26 protein-coding genes and 1 pseudogene are annotated in these 24,913 nt (G+C 67.5%); 12 read left to right on the forward strand and 15 right to left on the reverse strand.

The genetic code is table 11. The features are described 5' to 3' along the window. Positions 1–107: 107 nt before the first annotated feature. The 7 genes and pseudogenes from flgK to U5760_RS31630 all read left to right on the forward strand — a co-directional run. The gene (gene flgK, locus U5760_RS08415; protein ID WP_322010970.1) at positions 108–2,132 is read left to right on the forward strand and encodes a flagellar hook-associated protein FlgK; all 2,025 of its coding nucleotides are present in this window, start codon (positions 108–110) and stop codon (positions 2,130–2,132) included. A gap of 11 nt (positions 2,133–2,143) precedes the next feature. Then, positions 2,144–3,385: a flagellar hook-associated protein FlgL gene (flgL, locus tag U5760_RS08420; RefSeq protein WP_322010971.1), complete on the forward strand. Its 1,242-nt coding sequence runs from the start codon at positions 2,144–2,146 to the stop codon at positions 3,383–3,385. Between the two features lie 176 nt (positions 3,386–3,561). Continuing rightward, entirely contained in the window at positions 3,562–3,783 is a 222-nt protein-coding gene (locus U5760_RS08425) for a hypothetical protein (protein WP_322010973.1), read from the forward strand. A gap of 12 nt (positions 3,784–3,795) precedes the next feature. Next, positions 3,796–4,230 (forward strand): hypothetical protein, encoded by a 435-nt coding sequence (locus U5760_RS08430; RefSeq protein WP_322010974.1) that lies wholly within the window; start codon positions 3,796–3,798, stop codon positions 4,228–4,230. Between the two features lie 98 nt (positions 4,231–4,328). Continuing rightward, on the forward strand, positions 4,329–4,610 hold the full coding sequence (locus U5760_RS08435) for a hypothetical protein (RefSeq protein WP_322011102.1): 282 nt from the start codon (positions 4,329–4,331) through the stop codon (positions 4,608–4,610). A gap of 26 nt (positions 4,611–4,636) precedes the next feature. Further along, positions 4,637–4,927 carry a contact-dependent growth inhibition system immunity protein gene (locus U5760_RS08440; protein WP_322010975.1) on the forward strand — a complete coding sequence of 97 codons (291 nt, stop codon included), beginning with the start codon at positions 4,637–4,639 and terminating at the stop codon, positions 4,925–4,927. Between the two features lie 332 nt (positions 4,928–5,259). Further along, positions 5,260–5,418, forward strand: a pseudogene (locus tag U5760_RS31630) (transposase); the annotation flags it as partial. Between the two features lie 228 nt (positions 5,419–5,646). Here the strand turns inward: U5760_RS31630 and fliR are convergent. The 13 genes from fliR to fliF all read right to left on the reverse strand — a co-directional run bounded on the left by fliR (position 5,647) and on the right by fliF (position 17,866). After that, entirely contained in the window at positions 5,647–6,441 is a 795-nt protein-coding gene (gene fliR, locus U5760_RS08450) for a flagellar biosynthetic protein FliR (RefSeq protein ID WP_322010976.1), read from the reverse strand. A 25-nt stretch (positions 6,442–6,466) separates the two neighbouring features. Next, complete coding sequence (gene fliQ / locus U5760_RS08455) at positions 6,467–6,736, reverse strand: flagellar biosynthesis protein FliQ (RefSeq protein WP_322010978.1); 270 nt, start codon at positions 6,734–6,736, stop codon at positions 6,467–6,469. A 12-nt stretch (positions 6,737–6,748) separates the two neighbouring features. Continuing rightward, positions 6,749–7,585, reverse strand: coding sequence for a flagellar type III secretion system pore protein FliP (fliP, locus tag U5760_RS08460; RefSeq protein ID WP_415914062.1), 837 nt, complete (start codon positions 7,583–7,585; stop codon positions 6,749–6,751). Continuing rightward, positions 7,586–8,305: a flagellar biosynthetic protein FliO gene (fliO, locus tag U5760_RS08465; protein ID WP_415914063.1), complete on the reverse strand. Its 720-nt coding sequence runs from the start codon at positions 8,303–8,305 to the stop codon at positions 7,586–7,588. After that, on the reverse strand, positions 8,302–8,760 hold the full coding sequence (gene fliN, locus U5760_RS08470; protein ID WP_322010980.1) for a flagellar motor switch protein FliN: 459 nt from the start codon (positions 8,758–8,760) through the stop codon (positions 8,302–8,304). The genes fliO and fliN overlap by 4 nt, the downstream gene beginning before the upstream one ends. Then, a complete protein-coding gene (gene fliM / locus U5760_RS08475; RefSeq protein ID WP_322011098.1) occupies positions 8,753–9,751 on the reverse strand; it encodes a flagellar motor switch protein FliM in 999 nt (332 codons plus the stop codon). Before fliM ends, fliN begins: the two co-directional genes overlap by 8 nt. Positions 9,752–9,842: 91 nt before the next feature. Beyond that, entirely contained in the window at positions 9,843–10,346 is a 504-nt protein-coding gene (fliL, locus tag U5760_RS08480; protein WP_322010981.1) for a flagellar basal body-associated protein FliL, read from the reverse strand. A gap of 352 nt (positions 10,347–10,698) precedes the next feature. Beyond that, positions 10,699–12,246 (reverse strand): flagellar hook-length control protein FliK, encoded by a 1,548-nt coding sequence (locus U5760_RS08485; protein ID WP_322010983.1) that lies wholly within the window; start codon positions 12,244–12,246, stop codon positions 10,699–10,701. Positions 12,247–12,280: 34 nt separating this feature from the next. Beyond that, positions 12,281–12,733, reverse strand: a complete 453-nt coding sequence (gene fliJ / locus U5760_RS08490) for a flagellar export protein FliJ (RefSeq protein ID WP_322010985.1) — start codon at positions 12,731–12,733, stop codon at positions 12,281–12,283. 65 nt (positions 12,734–12,798) lie between these two features. Then, a complete protein-coding gene (fliI, locus tag U5760_RS08495) occupies positions 12,799–14,391 on the reverse strand; it encodes a flagellar protein export ATPase FliI (protein WP_322010987.1) in 1,593 nt (530 codons plus the stop codon). A gap of 20 nt (positions 14,392–14,411) precedes the next feature. Continuing rightward, complete coding sequence (gene fliH / locus U5760_RS08500) at positions 14,412–15,113, reverse strand: flagellar assembly protein FliH (protein ID WP_322010988.1); 702 nt, start codon at positions 15,111–15,113, stop codon at positions 14,412–14,414. Further along, positions 15,106–16,101 (reverse strand): flagellar motor switch protein FliG, encoded by a 996-nt coding sequence (gene fliG / locus U5760_RS08505; RefSeq protein WP_322010989.1) that lies wholly within the window; start codon positions 16,099–16,101, stop codon positions 15,106–15,108. The genes fliH and fliG overlap by 8 nt, the downstream gene beginning before the upstream one ends. After that, a complete protein-coding gene (gene fliF, locus U5760_RS08510; RefSeq protein WP_322010991.1) occupies positions 16,091–17,866 on the reverse strand; it encodes a flagellar basal-body MS-ring/collar protein FliF in 1,776 nt (591 codons plus the stop codon). The genes fliG and fliF overlap by 11 nt, the downstream gene beginning before the upstream one ends. 261 nt (positions 17,867–18,127) lie before the next feature. Here fliF and fliE point away from each other — a divergent pair, with 261 nt between their 5' ends. The 5 genes from fliE (at position 18,128) to U5760_RS08535 (ending at position 21,512) form a co-directional block, all read left to right on the forward strand. Next, on the forward strand, positions 18,128–18,457 hold the full coding sequence (fliE, locus tag U5760_RS08515) for a flagellar hook-basal body complex protein FliE (protein WP_322010992.1): 330 nt from the start codon (positions 18,128–18,130) through the stop codon (positions 18,455–18,457). A gap of 248 nt (positions 18,458–18,705) precedes the next feature. Continuing rightward, on the forward strand, positions 18,706–19,152 hold the full coding sequence (fliS, locus tag U5760_RS08520; protein ID WP_322011100.1) for a flagellar export chaperone FliS: 447 nt from the start codon (positions 18,706–18,708) through the stop codon (positions 19,150–19,152). Continuing rightward, positions 19,149–19,481 (forward strand): flagellar protein FliT, encoded by a 333-nt coding sequence (locus U5760_RS08525; RefSeq protein WP_322010994.1) that lies wholly within the window; start codon positions 19,149–19,151, stop codon positions 19,479–19,481. Before fliS ends, U5760_RS08525 begins: the two co-directional genes overlap by 4 nt. A gap of 79 nt (positions 19,482–19,560) precedes the next feature. Next, positions 19,561–21,111, forward strand: coding sequence for a flagellar hook-length control protein FliK (locus tag U5760_RS08530; RefSeq protein WP_322010995.1), 1,551 nt, complete (start codon positions 19,561–19,563; stop codon positions 21,109–21,111). Next, positions 21,111–21,512 carry an EscU/YscU/HrcU family type III secretion system export apparatus switch protein gene (locus U5760_RS08535; RefSeq protein ID WP_322010996.1) on the forward strand — a complete coding sequence of 134 codons (402 nt, stop codon included), beginning with the start codon at positions 21,111–21,113 and terminating at the stop codon, positions 21,510–21,512. Before U5760_RS08530 ends, U5760_RS08535 begins: the two co-directional genes overlap by 1 nt. Here the strand turns inward: U5760_RS08535 and U5760_RS08540 are convergent. Together U5760_RS08540 and U5760_RS08545 are read right to left on the reverse strand one after the other, a co-directional pair. Next, a complete protein-coding gene (locus U5760_RS08540) occupies positions 21,490–22,920 on the reverse strand; it encodes a coniferyl aldehyde dehydrogenase (protein ID WP_322010998.1) in 1,431 nt (476 codons plus the stop codon). The genes U5760_RS08535 and U5760_RS08540 overlap by 23 nt on opposite strands. A 103-nt stretch (positions 22,921–23,023) precedes the next feature. After that, entirely contained in the window at positions 23,024–24,733 is a 1,710-nt protein-coding gene (locus tag U5760_RS08545; RefSeq protein WP_322011000.1) for an isovaleryl-CoA dehydrogenase, read from the reverse strand. Between the last annotated feature and the right edge of the window lie 180 nt (positions 24,734–24,913).

The raw sequence follows: 24,913 nt of genomic DNA on the forward strand, positions 1-24,913 counted from the left end.
GGATTTCCCGCGTCCCGCCACTCAATTTTCGTCGCGTCCTGCCGTTATAAGAGGGAGTCCACCCCACGTGGCCGCCCCCGGCGGACGGACGTTCACGAGGATCACGCATGACCACGAATATCTACTCGATCGGTTTGAGCGGTTTGCAGGCGGCCCAGATCGGCATCGCGACTTCGGGCGAGAACATCAGCAACTCGTCCACCGCGGGTTACGACGTCGAGTCGCCCGTATTCGCCGAGGCCAGCGGCCAGCAAACGGGCTCCGGCTATCTCGGCAACGGCGTCACCACGGCGACGGTCCAGCGCGCCTACAGCCAGTACCTCACGACCGCGCTCAACAACGCGCAGTCGAGCAACAGCTCGCTCACCGCGTCGTACAACCTGGCCTCGCAGCTCTCGAACCTCGTCGGCAGCCCGACCTCGGGCATCGCGACGTCGATCACCTCGTTCTTCACCGGCCTGCAATCGGTCGCGAACGCGCCGTCCAACACCTCGACGATGCAGACCGCGCTCTCGAACGCGCAGACGCTCGCCGACCAGATCAACTCGGCCGGCCAGCAGTACGACGCGATGCGCCAGGGCGTGAACACGCAGCTCTCGAACTCGGTCACGCAGATCAACTCGTATTCGCAGCAGATCGCGCAGCTCAACGCGCAGATCACGGCGGCGAGCGCGAACGGCCAGCAGCCGAACCAGTTGCTCGACGCGCGCGACCAGGCCGTGGCGAACCTCTCGCAGCTGGTCGGCGTGCAGGTGGTGCAGAACAACAACGGCTACAGCGTGTTCCTCGGCAACGGCCAGCCGCTCGTCGTGAGCAACCAGAGCTATAACCTCACCACGCAGCCGTCGAGCACCAACTCGGCCGAGCTTACCGTGGCGTGGGCGGGCCTCGCGGGTTCGAATTCCACGCCCCAGCCGCTTTCCTCGGCCGCGCTGCAAGGCGGCACGGTGGGCGGCCTCGTGTCGTTCGTGCAGAACACGCTCGACCCCGCCGAAGCGCAACTGGGCGCCATCGCCACGAGCTTCGCGGCGCAGGTCAACAACCAGAACGAACTCGGCTACACGCTCAACGGCCAGCCGGGCGGCGCGCTCTTTTCGGTGAATCCGGCGCTCGTCACCGGCAACACGGCGAACACGGGCAATGCCGCCGTGGGCGTGACGCTCACCAACCCGACGCAGCCGTCCACCGACACCTACGCACTCTCGTATTCGACCGCGAGCGGCACCGGCACCTGGACGCTCACCGACACGACCACCAACACGGTGATGGGCTCGACCACCACGGCGCCGAGCAGCACGACGCCGTTCGTCGCGGGCGGCATGAGCATCACGGTGACGTCGGGCACGATGAACAGCGGCGATTCGTACACGATCCAGCCGACCGGCAACGCGCTCGACAGCTTCGCCGTGGCCACCACGAATCCGACCGCGATCGCTGCCGCTTCGCCGGTACTGGTTGCTGCCGGCACCTCGAACACGGGTTCGGCCACGGTCACGCAGGGCACGGTGACTTCGGGCTACACGGTGCCTTCGTCGCCCGTCACGCTCACCTACACGGCGCCGACCTCGGGCACCGTGGGCACGCTCTCGGGTTTCCCGGTCGGCACGACGGTCCAGATCACGACGCCGGGTTCGTCCACGCCGACCTCGGTGACGATCACCTCGGCCACGCAGACGGTGAACTACGATTCGAGCACGGGCGCCACGTTCAAGATCACCGGCCCGGCGGCCGACGGCGTGAACAACGTGAGCTTCACGATGAGCGGCGCGCCGGCCAACAACGACACCTTCACGATCTCGGCGAACACGAGCGGCTCGCAGGACGGCCGCAACGCGCTCGCGCTCGCGAACCTCACCTCGAGCACGCAGTTCAGCGGTTCCACCACGCTCACGAGCGCCTACGCGAACTACGTCAACTCGGTGGGCAACACGGCCACGCAGTTGCAGGCTTCGAGCACCTCGCAGCAGTCGCTCGTCACGCAGCTGACCTCGCAGCAGCAGTCGGTGCAGGGCGTGAACCTCGACGAAGAGGCGGCCAACCTGATGCAGTACGAACAGCTTTACCAGGCCAACAGCAAGGTGATCCAGACGGCGGCCACGCTGTTCCAGTCCCTGATCGGCATTTTCCAGTGAGGCGCTGACCCATGCGTATCGCGACTTCCCAGCTCTACAACACCAGCGTCTCCAACATGGAGAACCAGCAGTCGCAACTGCTGCAGATCGAGCAACAGATCTCGTCGGGCGTGGCGCTCACGAACCCGGCCGACGATCCGCTCGGCGCGGCCGAAGCGGTGCAGCTCTCGGCCACGAGCGCGACGCTCTCGCAATACACGACGAACCAGAACACGGCGCTCTCGTCGCTGCAGACCGAGGACACGACGCTCCAGAGCATCACGACCACGCTGCAAAGCGCGAACTCGCTCATGCAGGAAGCGGCGGGCGGCACGCTGAACAACACGAACTACACGGCGCTCGCGCAGCAGCTGGAAGGCTACCGCAACCAGTTGCTCTCGCTCGCCAACACCACCGACGGCCAGGGCAACTACGTCTTCGCGGGTTTCCAGAGCACCTCGCAGGTGTTTTCGACCAACTCGGCCGGCGCCGTCACCTACAACGGCGACTCGGGCCAGCGTCTGGCCCAGGTGTCCAGCACGCGCCAGATCGCCGTGGGCGACACGGGCAGCGCGGTGTTCATGAGCGTGCCTTCGGTGGGCTCGGCGCAGGTGCCCGCGGGCAACGCGAACAACACGGGCACGGGCACGATCGGTCCGGTCACGGTGACCGATTCCACGGCATCGACCAACAACGACAACTATTCGATCGCCTTCAGCGACGCGACCGGCACGCTCGAATATACGGTGACCGACAACAGCCAGCCTTCGCCCGGCAACGTCGTGGGGCCGACGGCCTACACGGCCGGCTCGGCGATCCAGCTCGGCAGCGGCATGAACGTGACGATCTCGGGCACGCCCGCGAGCGGCGATTCGTTCTCGGTCACGCCGGGTTCGGCGTCCGCGAACAGCAACATCTTCCAGACGCTCGACAATGTGATCAACGCGCTCAATACGCCGTCGCAGGGCAACACGGCGGCGAGCACGAACCTCACCAACGCGCTCACGACCGGCATGACGGCGCTCAGCAATTCGCTGAACAACGTGATCACGATTCACGCTTCGGTGGGCGGGCGCGAGCAGGAAGTGACCGCGCTGCAGTCGGTGACGTCCACGAGCTCGCTGCAGACCACGACCAATCTGTCGAATATCACGAGTACCGACATGACTTCCGCGATCAGCCAGTACACGGAGCTGGAAAATGCGCTGACGGCTTCGCAGAAGAGCTTCGCTACGACTCAGGGGCTTTCGCTGTTCCAGTACATCAATCCGTAAGGGGTTGGGGGGTTCTGGGTCGCCAGGCTGGTTGTGCGGCTGGGTGCTTTCACGTTTTCTTGTGGTCGTGTCGGTCCGCCTGGGTTGCCTCTGTGCGGGGCGGCACTACTTTCCTTTCAGCAGCAAGAGAAACGCGAAATTCCCGCGCGAAAGCCGCCGAGGCGCCGGCCGTCACGGTGCAGCACATCCATGCGGACGGCTCGAAGCGAACCTTGGGCAAGCTCACACCGTTTCCGGGCTGCTGCTGCCAGATCGGCGAATTGCACGATGGCGTGACCGTGATCGAATGCGAGGGCATGGCGACCGGTGAGGCGATTGCACTGGCGTACCTAACGGCGACCGTGGGCCGCCCCGATGCATTCGCGTTATGGATTGCGGGCCAGGGCCGCCACGAGTAGCCGTGCTACGAGGTGCTGACTGGTGCGGCGATCACGTCGCAGTCAATTATCAACGACCTGGTCGACGATCGTATCGCGCGAAGGCAACAGCGGGCCGTCGTTGAACATTTCTCCCTGCAACAGCATTACGTCCTGACCGCGTTCTGCAACGGCTGCGGCTCGCCGGATCAAATCAGCATCCTGGTCCGGGTTGTCTATCTGCCGTTCCCGATGGGCCGCGCCGATCCTGAGCCGTACCGCACCCCGAAGCCATGCTTTACCGTTGTTTCACGCTTGCGTTCACAGCTTTGGAGAGTCCTGTTTGACTGTCTGACAGCCATGCCGGGCCAGATTCCGCTGAACGTGAATATATGCAAAACACATGGGGCGCCCACTCGTTTAGCACTCGTCCGCGAGCACGGTTTATTCGTGCCGGTCATGGCGGTCCTCGACCGACTTGGCATATAGAGGAATACTGAAGACCGAGATTCAGCCGTCGCCCATTCCATACCGCTGTAGTCGCCTGTTAGCTTGGCCGCGCCTCAACAACTACAAAGGAGTATGGAATGCCGTATGACCCGGATCCGGGCGGCGTGCGCGTTGTACTCAGTGCGCTGCAACTGGCTGCAGTGCTCACCCGTCAGTCGATCAGCCCTACCGAAATGCTTTCCAACCGCCTATGGGGCGGGTTGCAGATCGTCGGTGGCCTGCTGGAAATGGTTGGAGCCGGGGCGCTATGCAGGAAAACCGGACAACTTGTCCCAATGAGCAATGTAAGGATGGTGCTGGCTTACCAGGCATATAACGGTATGCCTTATTACGTTCTGACGGCCTATCTAGATCTGTAACTGGCCGGCCGTCTCGTGGTGAAACTATGAAAGATAAGTCGTCCTACCCTGAACTTAATCATTTTTTTGGTGCGTACCTAAACCAGGACTACGATCTCGCAGGCGAAACGATTGAAGAAATTGTTGAATGCTATAAACAAGGAACGCCACCCGACGCACACAAAAGAATGCTGTTCGAAATGGAGCATTTTAAAAGCGAATATCCCGATCTTGATGAGGCATTTGAGGAGACCTATGGCAACGATTTTTCGCCAGAGTTATGGGGTTACACGACTGCCTCATTTTTTGACGAGCTTAAACGTCTCCTCAGCGAGTAGTCCTCCTGTCATTGCGCCCGGACGGCTCCATGCTGTCCAGTGCATTCTGCGCGTGGCGATGGTCGCATTTCACGCCCAGGTGTTCGTTTTCGCAGTCGCGATGTTCCATCGCGTGCTTGCGTATCCATTCGAGCGTCCATGCCTGGTCATGGACTGCGGCAAATGCGGAATGTTGCAGCATCTCAAATCAGGGATCATCTGAAGGAGTCAGGTAATTGAAGCTAAAAGACGAAAACGCCGTGCGTGCCCCCTGAAATTTTTGCTCACTGAGCTTTGAGAGCGGCCGTAGTCTTAACTTCAACAATTCCCGCCATCCTCGTTGCGGTACTGCTGTGGCGATCCGCGACGACGGCGTGGTCAGCAACAAGGCGGTCTATCTGGCGCTGGGCATTCAGGCCGATGGCCAGCGCGACGTGCTGGACCTGTGGATCGAGCAGACCGGGGGCGCGAAGTTCTGGCTCAAGGTGTTCAACGAACTCAAGGCCCGCGGTCACTTCCCGAATGACGAAGCCGCCATCAAGCTGCTCTGGATGGCGCTACGCAATGTCCTGGCAAAGTCTGTTTGCGCTGCCTTCGACAGGAAGTCGGCCACGAGCCAGTTTGCTATCCTGTTTGGTGACCGATTCACGCAGGCGTGCGGGTAACGATTGCCTTAACCGCCTCACCCACAAAAATACAGACAGGCTCAGAAAACGCGAAACCGCAAAAGCCCCAACTGGCTATCCAGCCGCCCCCCGCAACGCCCCCGCCACCCGCCCCATCTCATCGATCCCTACGTCGAACAACCGCCCGAAAAACGGAATCAGATTCGGCACCATCATCAGCGCGAGCGTAATCCCCACGAGCGTGGTGAGCGCAAACCCCACCTGAAAGATACCGATCTGCGGCGCCGCGCGGTTCAGGATGCCGAGGCACAGATTGGCGATCAGCAGCGCGACCACCACCGGCAGCGAAAGCAGCAGCCCCGTAGCAATCACCATCGATCCGAAATCGGAAATCTGTCGCCAGCCAGCAGCGCCCAGCACGTCGGCGGAAATCGGCACCGACTGGAACGAGGCGACCAACGCCGCGATCATCTGCAGATGACCGTCGAAGACGAGAAAGGTAATCATCGCGATCATGTTGAAGAGGCTCGAAACCGCCGAGGTGTTGGTGTCCGCCGTCGGGTCGAAGAACGAAGCGAAGCCGAGCCCCATGCCGAGGCCCATCAGGTCGCCCGCCGCCGTTACGACGCCGAACACGATCTGCATCGTGAAGCCGAGCGCGAGGCCGATCAGGAACTGGTTCGCGAGAATCCACACTCCGGCGGCCGAAAACACCGTGGCCTGCGGCATGGGCCCGAGCGTGGGCGCGACGATGAGCGTGGTGAACGCCGCGAGACCGACCTTCACGCGCGGCTGCAGCGACTGGTTGCCGAGCACCGGCGCGGACGCGATCAGCGCGAGCAGCCGCGTGAACGGCCACAGGAACGCGGTGAGCCAGATGTTCAACTGCGCATAGGTGACCGAGAACATCGTGCGGCGAGCGTGAGGGCGGGCTTTAGCCCGCCACAGCCGGAATGCTCGCGAACATGCGGTGCATGTAGTCGAGCAACGTCTGCAGCATCCACGGTCCGATCAACACGAGCGTGAGTGCGATCGCGATCAGCTTCGGAATGAACGTGAGCGTGGTTTCGTTGATCTGCGTGGCGGCCTGAAAGAGGCTCACGATCAGACCCACCGCGAGCGAGACCAGCAGGAGAGGCGCGGCCACCAGCATCGCGACCCACATCGCGTCGTGGGCCATCGTCATGACCATTTCGGGCGTCATGGGCGTCTCTCCTTACGTGAAGCTCTGCGCGAGCGAGCCGATCAACAACTGCCAGCCGTCCACGAGCACGAACAACATGAGCTTGAACGGCAACGAGATCGTGATGGGCGAGACCATCATCATCCCCATCGACATCAGCACGCTCGCCACCACCAGGTCGATGATGAGGAACGGGATGAAGATCGTGAAGCCGATCTGGAAACCCGTCTTCAGCTCGCTCGTCACGAAAGCCGGCACGAGCAGCGTGAGCGGCACGTCCTCGGGGCCCTGCATGGGCGCCGCGTGCGAAATGCGCGCGAAGAGCGCAAGGTCCGACTCGCGGGTCTGGCGCAGCATGAAGGTCTTGAAGGGCGCCACGCCGCGCGCCACCGCCTCGTCCATCGGCAGCGTGCCGGCCGAGAAGGGCTTGTAGCCGTCGTTGTACGCCTTGTCGATTACGGGCGACATGATGAACAGCGTGAGAAAGAGCGCGAGGCCCACGAGCACCTGATTGGGCGGCGTCGTGGTCGTGCCGAGCGCCTGGCGCAGCAGCGAGAGCACGATGATGATGCGCGTGAAGCTCGTCATCATCAGCACCATCGCCGGCAGGAACGACAGCATCGTGAGCAGCAGCATCGTCTGCACGCTCAGCGAATACGTCGTGCCGCCGCCGGGGCCCGCGCTCGTGGTGAAGGCCGGCAGGCCCATGGGCTGCGCCGACTGGGCCCATGCCGCGTGCGGCAGCGCCAGTGCGAGCGCCGCGCCGCCGAGGCTCAGCGCGACGGGCAGGACGCTGCGGATGGCGAGGCGGCCACGGCCGGTGCCGCGCGCGTCGCAACCGTGCGTTGCGTGGAGGGAACTGCTGTGCATTTACTGCGCTCCGCCGTCGTGACGCCTGAATCGTTTGCCGGCTTCGTTTTTCAGCGCGTCACGAAAGCGTTGTCCGAAGCTGCCTGATTGGGAAACTGCGTGGGAACCTGCGTGGGAGCCTGCGGGCCCCGCGAGCGGGCCGGCAGGCGAGCCCTGCGGCGCGCTGCCGGCGGGCATGGTGTGGAGCAGGCGCACGTTGCCGGGTGCGGCGCCGAGCACGAGCCAGGTGTCGCCGATCTCGACGACGGCCACGCGCTCCTTGCCGCCGAGCGAAGCGCCGCCCACGGTTTTCACGAGCGCATTGCGCGGCGCGCCTTGCAGGCCGAGGCGCCGGGCGAGCCAGGCGCAGCCGAACACCACGGCGATCACCACGGCGAGCCCGAACACCGTTTGCAGCACGGCGCCGAAGCCGAGCGCGGGCACCGCGCTGCCTGCGCCGAGCATCGCGGTGCCCGAAGCCGCCGCAGCGGCGGCGGCGCTGGACGAGCCGGAGGCCCCGAGCGCGGCCGCCTCGTTCACGGCCTTGAGATCCGCCGCGTGCGCGGCGAGCGGTGCGACGAACGCGGCCATGACACCCGCCGCGGCGGTTGCAGCGGTTGCGGCAACTGCGGCAGCGAGGCGCGCCGCGTTCGTCACGTTCGACGCGCCAGCGGCCCCGATCGTGCGGCCCCGGCAAGACGCGAGCGCCGCCTTGCCGCCGCGTCCTGCCAGCGGCTTCATCGGTTGAGCTTCCGGATCCGCTCGGACGGCGTGATGATGTCGGTGAGGCGGATGCCGAACTTGTCGTTCACCACCACCACTTCGCCCTGGGCGATCAGGCAGCCGTTCACTAGCACGTCCATCGGCTCGCCCGCGAGGCCGTCCAGTTCCACCACGGAGCCCTGCGCGAGTTGCAGCAGGTTGCGGATCGCGATCTTGGTGCGCCCGAGCTCGACGGTCATCTGGACGGGGATGTCCAGGATCATGTCGATGTCGTTGCGCGTATTCGCGGCGCTCACCTTCGAGAGCGGCTGGAACACGCCCGCGGTCGCCGCCGCCGGCGCGCTCACTTCGTTGCCGTTCTGCTCGGCCAGGGCGCTCGCCCAGTCGTCCATCGCGTCGTCTTCTGCGGGTTGCGCGGCGGCCTCGGCGCCGGGGATCGGCTCGTCTGCGGGCGTGGCGTTCACGTCACTCATATCCACCTTCCTTCATCGTGTCGGCTGCGCTGATCATCTTCTGGACCCGCAACGCGTATTGACCATTGAAAATTCCGTAGCCGCATTCCATCACCGGCACGCCGTCCACCTTGGCGACGATGTGCTCGGGAATGTTGAGCGGCAGCACGTCGCCCTTGCGCATGTTCAGGATCTGCTCGAACGTCACGGGCACCTGCGCGAGATCGGCGGTGAGCTCGACCTCGGCGGCCTGCACCTGCTGCGAGAGCACGCGCACCCAGCGGCGGTCCACGTCGAGCACTTCGCCCTGGATGGGCGAGGAGAGCACGTCGCGGATCGGCTCGATCATCGAGTAGGGCATGCAGATGTGCAGCGTGCCGCCCGTCGGCCCGAACTCGATCGAGAACTGCGTGACGATCACGATCTCGTTGGGCGTGGCAACGTTTGCGAATTGCGTGTGCATTTCAGAACGCACGAATTCGAACTGCAGCGGCCGCACGCTTTTCCACGCGGTGGTGTAGTGCTCGAACACGAGGTTGAGCAGCTTGCTGATGATGCGCTGCTCGGTCTGCGTGAAGTCGCGGCCTTCCACGCGCGTGTGAAAGCGCCCGTCGCCGCCGAACAGGTTGTCCACCACGAAGAACACGAGGTTCGGGTCGAACACGAACAGCGACGTGCCGCGCAGCGGCTTCACGTGCACGAGGTTCAGGTTCGTCGGGATCGGCAGGTTGCGCGTGAATTCGCTGTACTTCTGCACGCGCACGGGCCCGACCGAAATCTCGGCGGTGCGGCGCATGAAGTTGAAGATGCCCACCCGCAACAGGCGTGCGAAGCGCTCGTTGATGATCTCGAGGCCGGGCATCCGGCCGCGGACGATGCGCTCCTGCGTCGCGATGTTGTAGGGGCGGACACCTTGCTTCTCGGTATGGCTCGGGTCGGAATCGACCTCGCCGGTGACGCCCTTCAGGAGGGCATCGACCTCCTCCTGGGACATGAACTCGCTGTGGTTCATGCTCATGATGCGTGGCTCTCCCCGCGAGAGACGCGGCCGCTAGCGGGCCGCGTGCGTAGCTCTGGTGCGCGCTGGGTCATGGGTGCACCGCTCACTGCACGACGAATTCGGTGAACAGCACGTCTTCGACGTGCGCGGGCGTCCCATGCGGCTCGGTCGGCTCGGAGATCAGCGCGGCGAGCTCGGTGGCGAGCGCGTGTTTGCCGTCGAGCGTGGCGAGGTCTTCGGGATGCTTGTTCGAGAGCGCGAGCAGCACGCGGCTGCGGATCTCGGGCATGCGGTCGCGCAGCTCGTCCTGGGTCTTCAGGGTGTCGAGCTTGAGCGTGAGGCCGATGCGCAGGTAATGCGTTTCGCCGTCGTCGGACTGGAGGTTCACCGTCATCGGCTCGAGCGCGAAATACACGGGCAACGCCGGCACCGGCGCGCTCGGCGCGGCGGCCTCGCTCGCGGGATGCCGCTGCATCACGAACCACGTTGCGCCACCTGCGGCGCCGGCGGCAAGGATCGCAATGAGGGCGATCACGAGGAGGCGCTTCATCGGGCCGGGTTTTGCGCTCTGCGGCGCGGCTTGCTGGTTTGCGGTCGTGGTCGCCATGTCGGTTCTAAGCCTGCTGGTGTGCCTGCGGTGTGCCTTGCGTACATGCCGGGCAAGGCCCTGGGGCCGTTAATGCCGGTAGCTTGCATTGTTCTGGCTTTTGGCTTGCGGCGATGGGAGGAATAGAAGGGGGATTTCCGGCTATCTCGTGCTTTTGTCGCACGCGCTGCGAAAGGCATTGGAAAGCATTGGAAATGCTGGCGGCGTGTCGTTGCGCCCGCAAGGATCGGGCGCGCGCCGCCCGCTGCTACCAACGCCTGGGGGGCGTGGCGGCCGGCGGTGTCGAGTGTTTGCGGCGGGAGGGTAGGGCGGCGGCGGGTTTCGCGCCGCCGTGCGGCTTAGGCCGGGCCGATCAGGCGAACGTGTCGATCAGGCCCACGCTGCGCTGCGTGGCCGTGGCGGCCGTGACCGGCGCGGTGTCGTCGAGGGCGGAGCCGCTGTTGCCGGCCGTGCGCGAGCCGCCGCCGTTGCCGCCGCCCGAGCCGTTCTGTTGCCCCTGCTGGTTCGCCTGGCGTGCGAAGCCGTCGCTCACGCTCGCGCTGCCAAGGCCGATGCCGTTCTGCTCCATTGCCTCGCGCAGCTTCGGCAGGGCCGCTTCCACGGCTTCGCGCACCTGCTGGTGCTGCGAGACGAAGAGCGCATGCGCGTGGCTTTCGGAGACCTGCAGCACGACCTGGAGCGGGCCGAGATCTTTCGGGTTAAGGGTGAGTTCGGCGCTGGACTGACCCGAGTTCGAGAGGAACACCACCTTCTGGCTGAGCGCGTCTTCCCAGTCGGAGGTTCCCACTTGCGGGGCCAGCGCGGCGGCGTTCGCGCCGGCGGCTGCGGCGGCCGTGGGCGCCTGCGCCGTCGCCTGGAGCTGGGCAGCTGCCGCAGCGGCGGCCTGGGTGGCCGCGAGCGCGTCTGCGGCGCTCTGGCCCGTGCCGCTTCCTGCCGTCTGGGTCGAGCCCTGCTGCGCGGCAGCGGCGGCCGCGAGGACTTCGGCCGTGGTCTGGGCGGGGCTCGCGCCCGCACTCGCGCCGGCGGCGACAGCGGCGTCGCCCGCGGCTTTGTCTCCGGCGTGCGTCGCGAAGTGCGCCGCGAAGCTGCTGGCCGCGCCGCCGGTGGTGGTGCTGGCAGCATTGGCGGCCGTCCCTGCCGCGCCGGCGCCGGCGGAGCCGCCCGGAGCGCCGCCCGTTGCGGCGAGGCGCGCCGAGATGGCGCCCTGGCCGCCGCGCAGCGAGGACAGCGCGGCTTGCAGCGCGTCGTGAACCGATTTCGGATTGCCAGCGCCGCCGCCGTCCGCCGTGGCGCCGCCCGAGCCGTCCGCGCCCGCGCCTGCCGCGGCAGCCGCCGCCGTGGAAGCGAGTCCCTGCAGCGCGGCGTCCGCGCCGGCTTCGCCGGCCGTAGCCGTGCCCGCCGCGTTTTGGGCTTGCGCCTGCGCCTGGGCCTGCATGGCCGCGGCTGCGGCCTGCGCGCCGGCGGCATCGGCCTGTTGCTGGGTGGTGCTTCCGTTGTTGTGTTGCTGCCCTTTACCCCACGTGTGCTGCACGCCCGAGCCCGAGGTTGACGAGTTGCTGCCCGTCGAGTTGCCTGTCGAGCTGGCCGTCTGCTGCCCGCTGCTGCTTTGCGCGTTACCCGACGATGCCGTTTGCGTGGCCTGGGACGAAGCAGACGAAGAAGACGAGGTCGACGAAGCCGACGACGTGCTCTGCTGCCCCTGGGACGGCGAACCGCCGCCGCTCTGCTGCGGCGACGCGCCCGTCTGCGAGGACGAGCCGCTTTGCTGCTGCGCGTCCATGCTTTGCTGCAGTGTTTGCGCGAAGCCCTGGCTTGCCTGGCCGGCCTGGTTCGCGGAGGCGCCCGAAACGGCGTCCCCGACGGCGCCGAGCAGCGAGCTGATAGCTAAGAGGATCGTCATGCCGATTCCTTCGAATGCGGTGCGTTTGCGGATATCACAGGTGTTGTGCTGCACGCATGCGCAGGATGCGCGCGGCGTGCTCGTCGGCGTCGCGCTGTTCGCGGCGCGCTTCCTTGCGGGCGGCCACATCGTCCTGGCGCGTCTGCAACACTTCATAGGAGCCGAGTTTCTGCTTGCTGCGCTGCCATTCCGGCTTCGCGGCCTCGAGTCGCGCGCCGGCCTGTTCGACGAGGCGGCGCTGCTGTTCGATGGCGCTGTCGAGCGTGTCGATGAACGCCTGGAAGTTGCGCACGTTGCCCGCCGCCATGCCCTGGCGGGCCGATTCGGTGAAGCGCGTGTGGTACTCGTCGCGATAGGTGACGAGCGACTGAAGCTGCGTCTCGGCCTCGGTTTTCTCGCGCTGCATGCGGCCGAGCCGCTGGGCGGCGGCGTCCAGCTCGTCCTGCGCGAGTCCGATGAGGGTTTGCAGCGGTGATTGCTTCGTCATGTCCTGGCTCCTTTGTCGGCCGGCCCGAGGGCGTCAGCCCTGCGTCCGGCCCCGTCCGGTTGCGCTCATCCCTGGCCTTGGCCCTGGCCCGGCCTGGGACCACCCGGCTGGCCGATGAGCGTACCGAGCGCTTCGAGGCTTGCGTCGTAACTGGCCGTCTCGCGAAAACCCTGCTGCAGGAACGCCTCGATGCGCGGATACAGTGCGATCGCCCGGTCGAGCACCGCGTCGCGCCCGCTCACATAAGCGCCCACGTTGATGAGGTCGCGATTGCGCTGGTAGCGCGAGAGCATCTGCTTGAAGGCTCGCGTGCGGTTCAAATGCGGGTCGTCGATCAGCGCGGTCATCGCGCGGCTGATCGAGGCTTCGATATCGATGGCCGGATAGTGGCCGGCCTCGGCGAGCGTTCTGGACAGGACGATGTGGCCGTCCAGGATGGCGCGCGCCGAATCGGCGATGGGGTCCTGCTGGTCGTCGCCTTCGGTCAAGACAGTATAGAACGCCGTAATCGAACCGCCGCCTTCCGGGCCATTGCCGGTGCGCTCGACGAGCGCCGGCAGGCGCGCGAACACCGAAGGCGGATAGCCCTTGGTGGCGGGCGGCTCGCCGATCGCGAGCGCGATCTCGCGCTGGGCCATCGCATAGCGCGTGAGCGAGTCCATGAGCAGCAGCACGTGCTTGCCCTGGTCGCGGAAATATTCGGCGAGCGTCGTCGCGTAGGCGGCGCCCTGCATGCGCAGGAGCGGCGAAACGTCCGCCGGCGCGGCCACCACCACCGAGCGCGCGAGCCCGTCGGGCCCGAGAATCTGCTCGATGAACTCCTTCACTTCGCGGCCCCGTTCGCCGATCAGGCCGATCACGATCACCTCGGCACTCGTTGCGCGCGCCATGGTGCCGAGCAGCACCGACTTGCCCACGCCCGAGCCCGCGAACAGGCCCATGCGCTGGCCGCGGCCCACCGTGAGGAGGGCGTTGATCGCGCGCACACCCACGTCGAGCACCTTGTGGATCGGCTCGCGCTTGAGCGGGTTGATCGAGGGCGCGGTGAGCGGCGCGTCGGCTTCGGCGGCAAGCGGGCCGAGGCCGTCGAGCGGCTTGCCCGAGGCGTCGACTACGCGGCCGAGCATGCCCCAGCCCACCGGCAGGCGCTTGGCGCCCGCCATGGGGTCGGCAATGGGCGCCGTTTCGAGCGGCCACACGCGCGCCCCGGGCAACAGGCCCGCGACTTCGGTCGTGGGCATGAGAAAGAGCTTGTCGCCCGCGAAACCCACCACCTCGGCTTCGGCCATCGCGAGCGTACTGCCCGGCGGCAGTTCGATCATGACCTCGGCGCCCACCGCGAGGCGCAGGCCCACGGCTTCGAGCACGAGGCCCGCCGCGCGCGTGAGGCGGCCGCAGGCGCGCAGCGGCCGTGCGCGCACGTTGCGCTGGCGCACGTCCGAGAGGAAGGCGTTCCAGGACTTCAGGTGCGGGTTGGCGGGATCGAAGTGGGGCGGCGGAGTATAGGGCGGGAACGCGGCGGACGCTTCGGCGGCCTCGGCGATCGCGCCGGCGCCGTGGGCGGCGGCTTGCGCCGCATCGTGCGCGCCCGGGCCGAACGAGGCCAGCGCGAGTTCCTGTTCGAGCGGCGTCAGGTCGCTCGTGTGAATGGTGCCCACAGACCCGTTCGGCGGCGGCGTCACCACGTCCGCACCTTGCCGAGCGCGGCGGCCACGCGCTCCCAGCGCGAGGCGACGGCCGCATCCACTTCACCCGTCGCGGCCTGGGCGCGGCAGCCGCCGCGCTCGAGCGCCGGGTCGGTCCGCACGGTCCAGCCGCGCGCTTCGAGTTCTTCCTGCAAATAGGCTTCCACCACCGGCAGATCGGCGGGGCTCACTACGAGCTGCGGCGAGCCGGCGAGCGCGGGCTCGCCGGCCAGTACTTCGCGGGCCACGGCGACGAGCGCCGTCGGATCGTGCTGGACGTGCTGGCGCACGACCTGCTGGGCGATGTCGAGCGCGAGCTCGACGAGCGAGTCGGCCACGCCCGCTTCGACGGTCGTGAGCGCATCGGAGAAACGCTGGGCGATCTGCGCGAGCTGGCGCGCCTGGGCGCGCGCGTCGGCGAGCCCCTGCTCGAAACCCTGCTTGTGGCCCTGGTCGTAGCCGGCCTGGTAGCCGAGCGCCTGGCCGGCCACGTGGCCCGACGCGACGCCTTGCGCGTGCGCATCGTCGCGCAGGCGCTGGAGTTCGGCCTCGAAGGCGGCTTCTTCGTCGGGCGACGGCGGCGGGGGCGGCGGCGGCGGCGGGTCGAACGACGCCATCTCCCAGCGCTGGTACGCCGAGGCTTTCGCTTTGGCCTGGGCCGTGGCTTGCGCCGTGGCCGCCGTTTCGTCAGACATACGCGTCTTCCGCCTTGCCGCCGATCACGATCTGGCCGCTCTCGGCCAGATTGCGCACGATCTGCAAGATACGCCGCTGCTGCGCTTCCACTTCCGACACGCGCACCGGGCCGCGCGCGTCGAGGTCTTCGGCCAGCAGTTCGGCCGCGCGCTGCGACATGTTGGCGAGGAACTTCTGGCGCAGCGCCGGCGGCGCGCCCTTGAGCGAGATGATGAGCGACTCCGACTCGACTTCCTTGAGCAGCAGCTGGATCGCGCGGTCTTCGAGGTCGAGCAGGTTCTCGAACACGAACATCTGGTCGATGATCTTCTGCGCGAGCTCGGCGTCGTACTGGCGCACGCTCTCCAGCACGCCTTCTTCGTGCTGGCTCGTCATGAAGTTGAGAATTTCGGCCGCCGTGCGGATGCCGCCCATCGGGCTGCGCTTCAGGTTGTCGCTGCCCGAGAGGAGACCCGTGAGCACGTCGTCGAGTTCGCGCAGCGCGGCCGGCTGGATGCCGTCGAGCGTCGCGATACGCAGCAGCACGTCGTTGCGCAGGCGTTCGGTGAAGCACGACGAGATTTCGGACGCCTGATCGCGATCGAGGTGCACGAGGATCGTGGCGATGATCTGCGGGTGCTCGTTCTTGATGAGCTCGGCGACCGAGCCCGAATCCATCCACTTGAGCCCTTCGATGCCGCTCGTGTCGCCGCCCTGCAGGATGCGGTCGATGATCGCGCCGGCCTTGTCTTCGCCGAGCGCCTTGTTGAGCACGTTGCGGATGTAGTCGTTCGAGTCGAGCGAAAACGCCGTGTGCTGCTCCGCCTCCTTCACGAACTCCTGAAGGATGACTTCGATTTCCTCACGCTTGACGTTCTTCAGCGTGGCCATGGCCGTGCCGATCTTCTGCACTTCGCGCGGGCCGAGGAACTTGAAGACCTCCGCGGCCTCCTCCTCGCCGATCGACATCAGCAGCAGTGCACTCTTGACAGCCCCTTCAGCGCTCATCGTTCACCCAGGTCTTCACGACGGTTGCGACGATCTTCGGATCCTGGCGCGCGATCGTGCGCGCGTATTCCAGGTTCCGCTCGAATTTGTTCTTCTCGTTTTCGAACGAGAGCAGCGCCGCTTCGCTGTCCGCGTCCTCGTGCTTCTTGTCGGCGGCGGGCAGGCCGTCGAGCAGCAGCGGCTCGGGGTCGTCGGCGAGCGTCGGCGCGGCGGCCTCGGGCGGCGGGAACGCGCGGCGCAGCGCCGGCTTCACCATCACGAAGTAGAGGAACAGGGCGACCGCGCCGATGCCGAGCCACGTCGCGATTTGTTTGGCGAGCGCGACGATGTCGGGCTGGCGCCACCACGGCAGGTTCGCGTTCGCATCGGCGTCGGGCATGAAGGCGGCGTTCACGACGTTCACCGAGTCGCCGCGCTTCGCGTCGTAACCCATCGCGTCCTTCACGAGCTGCTCGACCTGCGCGAGCTTTTGCGCGTCGAGCGGCTGCATGCTCGCGTGGCCCTTCGCATCGAGCTTCGGCTGGTAGTTCACGATCACCGCCACCGAGAGCCGCTTGACGTCGCCCGGCGCCTGGCTGTAGTGGCGCACGGTCTTGTCGAGCTCGTAGTTGGTCGTGGTGTCGCGGTGGTCCGAGATCGGCGTGGCGGGGGCCGCGCCGCTCGCGCCCGCGGGCGCGTCGACGGGCGCCGAGGCCGGCTGCGGCGGCTGGTTCGAGAGCGCGCCCGGCACGCCCGAGGCGCCGCCTTGCTGCATTTCGGTCGAAATGCTCTGCTGCTGGCTGCGGATCGCACTCTGCTGCGGGTTGCCGTTCGGGCCGTAGGCTTCGGAGGTCTGTTCGAGCTTGGAGAAGTCCACGTCGGCGCTCACCTGCGAGCGCGCGTTGCCGGCGCCGAAGAGGGGCGCGAGGATCGCGTCGATGCGCGACTGCGTGTCGTGCTCCACCTGGTGCACGTACTTGAGCTGCGAGGCGTCGAGCCCGGCGCCGGCGCTGTTCTGCGTGAGCAGGTTGCCGTCCTGATCGACCACGGTGACGTTGCGCACGGGCAGATCGGGCACCGCCGAGGCGACCATGTGCGTGATCGCGGCCACCTGGCCGTCGTCGAGCGAGCGGCCCGGATACAGGTTCACGAGCACGGAGGCGGTGGGCGCTTCGCGATCGCGCACGAACACGCTCGGCTTCGGAATGGCCAGATGCACGCGCGCCGACTTCACGCTCGCGACCGATTCGATGGTCTGTTCGAGCTCGCCCTCCAGCGCGCGCTGGTAATTGACCTGCTCGGCGAACTGGCTGATGCCGAACTTCTGGTTGTCCATCAGCTCGAAGCCGACCGAACCGTTCTTCGGCAGGCCCTGCGAGGCGAGGCGCAGGCGCATTTCGTTCACTTCGTCGGAGGGCACGAGAATCGCGCCGCCGCCGTCGGAAAGCTTATAGGGAACGTTTGCGGCCTGGAGCGCGGTAATGATCGCACCCCCGTCACGGTCGGAAAGGTTGCTGTACAGCACCTTGTAGTCGGGCGCGCGCGACCACAGGACGAGCGCGGCCACGACCGCGACGAGTACCGCGACGGCGACGATGAGCGGCGCGCGCGGGTTGCCCCGCATGCCGCGCAGCGACGAAAGCGACGAGAGGCGCTGGGCGAAGCCGCTGCCTGCGCCGGTGCCGAATTCGTCCGCGGCACCGGGCGTCGCCGCGCCGGCTACGGCGCCCGTGGCGAGGCCCATGCGGGCGTCGGGGTTGATCAAAGAGTTGGCTGACGAATCCATGCGTCGTGTTTCTCCGGGAGGCTGCTCGCGTCCCGCGCGCGGCGCGCGCAAGGCGGGACTTTCACACTGGCGATTATCCGCAGGCGCGGATCAAGCCGATTGCGCGAATAGAGCCGGGTTTTCCCCCTAGTTTCGGCGCTCCCGCCAAGACCCCGCTGCTATGCTCTCCACCAGACTCGGCGCCCTGTATGCGCCGGCTGCGGCGGCCGGCGGGGCAACCCGGCGCGCGCCGCGCACTTCCTTCCTTACCGTGGAGCAACCATGACTATCTCCCCGCTCACTTCCGCGCTCGCGCAGATGCAATCGATGGCGGCGCAGGCGGCCGGCGGCACCGGCGCGGCCGACGAGTCCTCGGGCGCGGCGACGGCGGGCGGATTCGCCGCGGCGCTCAAGGCCTCGCTCGACAAGATCAGCGACGACCAGCAAAAGGCGGTGGGCGAGTCGCAAGCGTTCGAGCTCGGCTCGAACAACGTCTCGCTGAACGACGTCATGGTGGACGGGCAAAAGGCCAACATCGGCTTCCAGTTCGGGCTGCAGGTGCGCAACAAGCTGGTTTCGGCGTACACGGACCTCATGCAGATCCAGGTCTGAGGCGCGCTGCTGCTGCGTGCCCGGCAGGCGGGCTGTTTCCGGAACCATTCCGGGGGGCATTTCGAAGCCTTCCTCGGGATTGCCCGGCAAGCCGGCCTGCGGGCGCCTTGCGGCAGAGGTGGACCGAAAGCACGCCTAAAGCTTCTCCCGCTTCTTTCCGATAACCCGGCTACAGGCCGGCCGACGCACCGTGCGCGCCGCGGCCGATGAACCGTATCCACCGCCGCACGTATCGAGGAGAAGCACCGATGTTTTCCCCTGCACATTCAGGAGCCAACGCTTACGCACGCGTGGGGGTCGAAACGGGGGTCATGGGTGCGAGTCCGCACAAGCTGATCGCGCTCCTGTACCAGGGGGCGCGCAAGGCAGTTGCACAGGCGCGCATGCATTTGCAGATGGGCAATGTCGGACCGCGCTGCGAGGCGATCAGCAAGGCGATCCGGATTGTCGAAAGTGGGCTCCAGCTGGCGTTGAACGTGGAGGCGGGCGGGGAAATCGCGCAACGCCTGAACGGGCTGTATGGGTACATCACGCGGCGTCTGCTGGAAGCAAATATTGAACAGAGCGAGTCCAAGCTGGTCGAGGTCGATGGCCTGCTGGCAACGCTCGAAGAGGCCTGGCTGGGGATTGCGCCGGAAGCTGAACGGCTGGCCGCCATGCCAGCCGCTCCGGGGTCCGGTTCATTGACGAGATGAGTTCGAAAGCAGACTACTTCGCCCGCTATGAAGCTATCGCGGCGGTGTCAGAGCGCATGCTCTGCGCGGCGCGCGATTCGCACTGGAACGATCTGATCGGACTCCAGGATGAGTACCGGATCCTCGTCGATGCGCTCAAGGCCGCCGACGGCGGAATCCGGCTCACCGTCGCCGAACGTGCACGCAAGTTCGAGCTGATCCGTCAGATTCTCGCCGACGACGCGGCTATCCGCGATCTCGCGAGTCCATGCATGGCGCGTTTGTCGGCGCTGTTCGCCGGCACCGCGCAGCCGTCGCGGGTCTTGCAGGAACTGTACGGCGCGCGCTGACGCGCTGCACACCTGCCGTACACCATAGACAGTCGGGCAAGGCGCAGGGCGCCCAGAACCCGCCGGCCTCGGGGAGCGCATGAACGGAATCGATACGGGAGCCTCCGCGCTCAGCGCAGGCCGCGTGAGCACGCTCAATCCGGTGGGCTCGCAGGGCAGCGCCGGCGCCGCGCAGACGGGCCAGACGGGGGTGAGCGCGCTCGCCAACGGCGCGGCCGCGCTACCCGATGCGCAGAGCGCCAACCCGCAGGCCTCGACCCAGACCGTCCTCTCCGCCGTTGCGCTCGCGCTCGACGCGATCATCCGCTCGGGCGGCGAAGCGACGCCGGCCGTGGTGGGCCAGGCGCCCGTGTGGAGCGACCCGGACGCCGCCGACTCCGCCGGCCAGGGCTCGCTGCCGCTGCCCGGCATGCCTGCCGGGGCCGCCCAGCTGGCCTCCGAACTCGAAGCCATCGAAGCCGCGCTTCTCGCCGACGATGCCGCCGCGCTCGCGCAGGGCGAGGGCGGAGCGGCGAATCTCGCTGCGAACCTGAACGGCACGGCGGCGGCCGGTGCCAATGCGACAGCCGCGGCCGCGGCGTCCGCATCGGCGACCGGCGCGGCCGACGCCGAGGATGCGCCGGCCGGCGCTCAGGCGCCGTCTGCCTCGGCGGCCCAGGCCACGCAGGCCGCCGCTGCCTCACAATCGGGCGCCGTCGCGGCGCTGGCCGCCGCGCTGGAACAGACCGTGACCGGCAGCGGCCTCTTCTACGAATCGCATCTCGCGCAGTGGCTGCTCGGCCAGCGCACGCCGGCCGACCTCGCGGACGAACCGCAGAACCGGCTCGTCAACGCATCGGCGCAACTGCCGCTCGACTGGACCCAGGCCTCCGACGAAGCCGACGACGTGCTCTGGGCCGAAACGCCCGCAGCCGGCGCCCGCGGCGGCGCGCCGGGAGGCGCGCGCATGGACGGCGCGAACGCTTCCGGCACGGGCTACGCGGGGCAGGAGGGCAGCGCGGCCACGCTTGCGCCGAACGCGGCGCTCGTGCGCGCGAACGGTCTGCTCTCCGAAGCAACACTGCTGCCCGCGGCGCAGGACCAGGCCGCCGCCGGCCAGGTGGTGCACGCGGCCGTGATTCCGCTCGTGCGCCAGCAACTCGACCTGCTCGCCACCGGCGAATTTCGCTGGACCGGTGAAGCCTGGCCCGGCGTGCGGCTCGACTGGAGCATCCAGCAGGACCGCTACGATCCGCGCGACGGCCACGCCGGTGCGGCCGACGCCGTCGAGCCGCCCTGGCGCACGCGGCTCACGCTCGCGTTGCCCTCGCTCGGCACGGTGGATGCGGAACTCACGCTCGCGGGCGAGACGCTCGCCGTGCGCGTGCAGGCGAGTTCGGACGGCGCGGCGCGGCTCACGGCGGCCAGCGAGGCGCTGCGCAGCCGGCTCGAAGCCCTGGGTCTCGCGCTGACCTCGCTCGCGATCCGCGAGATCGGCGGCGCACCCGGTCCCGCCGAGGCCTCGAAAGCCGCGCATGCCTACGCGCGCGCCGCGGCCGCAGCAGCGGCGCAGGACGCCCAGGAGGCGCAGGCCCATGCCCAGACGCATGCGCAGGCCGGCGCCGCTGGCGATTTCGACTGGGAGCTCTGATGAGCCGCATGCATCGCAAGACCGCCGCCGCGCTCGCCTACGACACGCCCTCCGATCAGGCGCCGCGCGTGGTCGCCAAAGGCTATGGCCTCGTTGCCGACATGATCGTGCAGCGCGCGAAAGAGGCCGGCCTCTACGTGCACCAGTCGCCGGAAATGGTGTCGCTGCTGATGCAGGTGGATCTCGATGCGAAGATTCCGCCGCGGCTCTACCAGGCCGTTGCCGAACTGCTCGCGTGGCTGCATCAGCTCGAAGCCGCCGACGCGGAGAAAGCCGCACAAGCGCAGAAGGCGGCGGCTGCGTCGTCCCCATCGGCGAGCTTCGATCCGCCCCAGCCGGCGCGCCTCGCGCTGCGGCCCGCCGCGTTGCCCCCGCCGCTCAGAACTTCATCATCATCCTGATCAGGGCGTTGAAGAGCCGCCCGTAGGGCGGGGCGATGAGCCCGCGCCCGTTCAGGCGCGCCTGGGTGAAAACCGGCTTCATCTGCGAGAACGTCACGAAGCCCGCGTAGCCGTGATACGCGCCCATGCCGCTCGCGCCGACGCCGCCGAACGGCAGGCCCTCCGCCGCGATGTGCATGAGCGTGTCGTTCACCGACATGCCGCCCGCGACCGTTTCGTGCGTCACGCGCGCGACGGTGCGCGCGTCGTCGGCGTAGAGGTAGAGCGCGAGCGGGCGGGCGCGCGCATTCACGTAGCGCAGCGCCTCGTCGAGCGTCTCGTAGGTCACGAGCGGCAGGAGCGGCCCGAAGATCTCCTCCTGCATCAGCGCCGTGTGCGCGGGCGCGCCCGTCACGATCACGGGCGCAAAGCGCCGCGACGCGATGTCGTGGCCGGCCAGCGGATGCAGATGCGCGCCCGCTTCCTGGGCTTCGTCGGCAAGGCGCAGCAGGCGATCGAAATGGCGCGGCGAGATGATCGACGTGTAGTCGCCGTTGTTCAGGAAATCCGGGTAGAGCTGCGCGAAGCGCGTGCGCGCGCGTTCGATGAAGGCCCGCTCCTGGCCTTGCGGGAGCAGCACGTAGTCGGGCGCGATGCAGGTCTGGCCCGCGTTGAGTGTCTTGCCGAGCAGCAGGCTGTCCACGGCGTAATCGAAGCGCGCCTGCTGGCCGATGATCGCGGGCGACTTGCCGCCCAGCTCCAGCGTGACGGGCGTGAGGTTCGCCGAGGCCGCGCGCATCACCGCGTGGCCGATGCGCGTGGAGCCCGTGAAGAGCAGATGATCGAACGGCAAGGCCGTGAACGCGGCGCCCACAGAGGCGTCGCCGTTCACCACGGCCACGTGGTCGCGCGCGAAGGTCTTGGCGATCAGTGCCTCGAAGAGCGCGGAGGTGCGCGGCGTGAGCTCGGACATCTTGATCATGGCGCGGTTGCCGGCCGCGAGCGCACCTGCGAGCGGTCCCGCGGCGAGCAGCAGCGGATAGTTCCACGGCACCACGATGCCCGCCACGCCGAGCGGCTGCGGCACCACCTTCGCGCGGCCCGGCCGCAGCCAGCGGCCCACGCTGCGCCGCTGCGGCTTCATCCAGCGCGCGCCGTGCTTCAGGGCCGAATCGATTTCCTGTTTCAACGTCACGAATTCGGCGAAGGTGATTTCGGCTTTCGAGCGCTGGCCGAAGTCGGCGTTCATCGCTTCGGCCAGCGCGTCGCGGTTGTCCAGCAGCATCGCGCGCAGCGCCTTGAGGTGGCGCGCGCGCGTGTCCCAGGCGGGAAACGGCTCGCGCAGGAAGGCTTCGCGCTGCACCGCGAGGAGCGCATGGAGGTCGTCGTGAGCGTCGCGCGAGACGGCGTCGGGCAGGTCTTGCTTCATGGTCGGTCGGTCCTCGGGGCGTGTCTTGTCGTGAGCGGCGCGCGTTGCGGCGCCGCGTGCGTGTGAGAGGGGCTACAGGCGGCAGTACGCAGTCAGCGTGCCGTCACAGGACGGGAAACGCCCGCGCAACGAGTGCTGCGTGATCGAAGCGCGCGGGCAGCGTGCCGAACACGCGGCCGCAGTCGGCGCCATGCTCGTCGAGGCGCGTGGCGATGAAGGCATCGGCGACTTCGGCGGGGCCTTCGCGCAACAGCATGGCCTGGGCGATCAGCACGAGCTGCTGCGCGATATGGCGTGCGTTCGCTTCGCGGGTGCCGGGCGCACCGTTCAGGAGTGCAGACAGGCGATCGAGCGCGGCTTCCAGCACCGCATGCCCTTGCGCTTCGCGGCGCCACGCGAGGAACAGCGCCTGCGCGGCGTCGGCTTCGCGTTCGAGCGCGCGCAGCACGTCGAGGCACATCACGTTGCCCGAGCCTTCCCAGATCGAATTGACCGGGGCCTCGCGGTAGAAACGCGCCATCGGCCCTTCTTCGACATAGCCGTTGCCGCCCCATACCTCCATCGCCTCGCCCGTGAACGCGAGCGCGCGCTTGCAGACCCAGAACTTCGCTGCGGGCGTGACGATGCGGCGCCATGCGCGCGCCTGCAAGGCCACGTCGCCGGGCGTGGCGGCGCTGGAAGAAGGCTCGCTTTCTTCGAATGCCTGGGCAAGACGCATGAAGAGCACGGTGGCGGCTTCCGATTCGAGCGCGAGGTCGGCCAGCACGTTCTGCATGAGCGGCTGTTCGGCCAGCAGCCGTCCGAACGCGCTGCGGTGCCGCGCATGATGGATGGCCTGCACGAGGGCCGCGCGCATGAGCGCCGCGCTGCCGATCACGCAGTCGAGCCGCGTGTAGTTCGCCATTTCGATGATGGTGGCCACGCCGCGGCCTTCCTCGCCGATCATCAGGCCGAAGGCATCGAAGAATTCCACTTCGCTGCTCGCGTTCGAACGGTTGCCCAGCTTGTTTTTCAGCCGCTGCACGTTCACGGTGTTCTTGCTGCCGTCGGGCGCGAAGCGCGGCACGAAGAAGCAGGAGAGCGCGTCGTGATCCGCGGTGCGCGCGAGCACGAGATGCGCGTCGCACTGCGGCGCGGAGAAGAACCACTTGTGCCCCGTGAGCCGGTACGCCGCGCCGCGGCCCGTGGCGACGCCTGCGGCGCGCGCTTCGGTGCGGTTGCTGCGCACGTCGGAGCCGCCTTGTTTCTCGGTCATGCCCATGCCGATCATCATCGACGACTTCTGCTGCCACGGCAGATCGCGCGGATCGTGCTCGCGCGCATAAAGGCGCTCGCGCAGCGTTTCGAAGAGCGCGGGCTCGCGCTGCAGCACGGGGATGCTCGCGAAGGTCATCGTCATCGGGCACAGCGACCCCGATTCGAGCTGGGCATGCAGGAAGTAGCCTGCGCTGCGCGCGGCCATCGCGCCGGGCCGAGGGTGCGAGAACGGCAGCGCATGCAGGCCTTCGGCGCGCAGCAGCGAGAGCAGACGGTGCCACGCCGGATGGAATTCGAGTGCGTCGATGCGCTCGCCGCGTGGGCTGTGCGTGTGGAGTTCGGGCTCGTGGCGGTTCGCGAGATCGGCGAGCGCGATCGTTTCGGCGGCGCCCAGCCGCTCGCCGTCACGGGCGAGCGCTTCGCGGTGCCAGCCGGCGCCTGCGCGTTCGAGCGATTCGGCAAGCGCCGTATCGGCGGCGAACAGGTTGTAGTCCGCGAGCGGCGGCGCCTGGTTCGTCACTTCGTGGGTCGTGCCGGGGCGATGCGTGTCTTCCATCTGCCTCTACCTCATGCAAAAGGTGTCGGGCTCTCTGGCCCATGGCTGCTCCAGCGCTCCCTGACTGCTTGCTGGAACCTTTCAGTATCGATGGCGGTACCGTCTTTTATCTTAGGCGCACGCGTGTCCTGCGTTTTAGAGGGAACGCTCTGACATAAATTGCGCCGCCCGCGTCAGACG

Origin of the sequence: Paraburkholderia sp. J12 (genome assembly GCF_905220215.1) — a bacterium.
In the GTDB taxonomy this organism is placed as follows: Bacteria; Pseudomonadota; Gammaproteobacteria; order Burkholderiales; family Burkholderiaceae; genus Paraburkholderia.

Bases quoted from the DNA above. Each gene is read 5' to 3' on its own strand.
- U5760_RS08540 (WP_322010998.1), bottom strand. From the start codon at position 22,920: ATGAAGCAAGACCTGCCCGACGCCGTCTCGCGCGACGCTCACGACGAC.
- fliM (WP_322011098.1), bottom strand. From the start codon at position 9,751: ATGAACCACAGCGAGTTCATGTCCCAGGAGGAGGTCGATGCCCTCCTG.
- flgL (WP_322010971.1), top strand. From the start codon at position 2,144: ATGCGTATCGCGACTTCCCAGCTCTACAACACCAGCGTCTCCAACATG.
- fliP (WP_415914062.1), bottom strand. From the start codon at position 7,585: ATGCACAGCAGTTCCCTCCACGCAACGCACGGTTGCGACGCGCGCGGC.
- U5760_RS08485 (WP_322010983.1), bottom strand. From the start codon at position 12,246: ATGACGATCCTCTTAGCTATCAGCTCGCTGCTCGGCGCCGTCGGGGAC.
- U5760_RS08440 (WP_322010975.1), top strand. From the start codon at position 4,637: ATGAAAGATAAGTCGTCCTACCCTGAACTTAATCATTTTTTTGGTGCG.
- flgK (WP_322010970.1), top strand. From the start codon at position 108: ATGACCACGAATATCTACTCGATCGGTTTGAGCGGTTTGCAGGCGGCC.
- fliQ (WP_322010978.1), bottom strand. From the start codon at position 6,736: ATGACGCCCGAAATGGTCATGACGATGGCCCACGACGCGATGTGGGTC.
- U5760_RS08435 (WP_322011102.1), top strand. From the start codon at position 4,329: ATGCCGTATGACCCGGATCCGGGCGGCGTGCGCGTTGTACTCAGTGCG.
- fliG (WP_322010989.1), bottom strand. From the start codon at position 16,101: ATGAGCGCTGAAGGGGCTGTCAAGAGTGCACTGCTGCTGATGTCGATC.
- U5760_RS08530 (WP_322010995.1), top strand. From the start codon at position 19,561: ATGAACGGAATCGATACGGGAGCCTCCGCGCTCAGCGCAGGCCGCGTG.
- fliN (WP_322010980.1), bottom strand. From the start codon at position 8,760: ATGAGTGACGTGAACGCCACGCCCGCAGACGAGCCGATCCCCGGCGCC.
- U5760_RS08545 (WP_322011000.1), bottom strand. From the start codon at position 24,733: ATGGAAGACACGCATCGCCCCGGCACGACCCACGAAGTGACGAACCAG.
- fliF (WP_322010991.1), bottom strand. From the start codon at position 17,866: ATGGATTCGTCAGCCAACTCTTTGATCAACCCCGACGCCCGCATGGGC.
- fliO (WP_415914063.1), bottom strand. From the start codon at position 8,305: ATGAAGCCGCTGGCAGGACGCGGCGGCAAGGCGGCGCTCGCGTCTTGC.
- fliH (WP_322010988.1), bottom strand. From the start codon at position 15,113: ATGTCTGACGAAACGGCGGCCACGGCGCAAGCCACGGCCCAGGCCAAA.
- fliE (WP_322010992.1), top strand. From the start codon at position 18,128: ATGACTATCTCCCCGCTCACTTCCGCGCTCGCGCAGATGCAATCGATG.
- U5760_RS08525 (WP_322010994.1), top strand. From the start codon at position 19,149: ATGAGTTCGAAAGCAGACTACTTCGCCCGCTATGAAGCTATCGCGGCG.
- U5760_RS08535 (WP_322010996.1), top strand. From the start codon at position 21,111: ATGAGCCGCATGCATCGCAAGACCGCCGCCGCGCTCGCCTACGACACG.
- fliJ (WP_322010985.1), bottom strand. From the start codon at position 12,733: ATGACGAAGCAATCACCGCTGCAAACCCTCATCGGACTCGCGCAGGAC.
- fliR (WP_322010976.1), bottom strand. From the start codon at position 6,441: ATGTTCTCGGTCACCTATGCGCAGTTGAACATCTGGCTCACCGCGTTC.
- fliS (WP_322011100.1), top strand. From the start codon at position 18,706: ATGTTTTCCCCTGCACATTCAGGAGCCAACGCTTACGCACGCGTGGGG.
- fliL (WP_322010981.1), bottom strand. From the start codon at position 10,346: ATGGCGACCACGACCGCAAACCAGCAAGCCGCGCCGCAGAGCGCAAAA.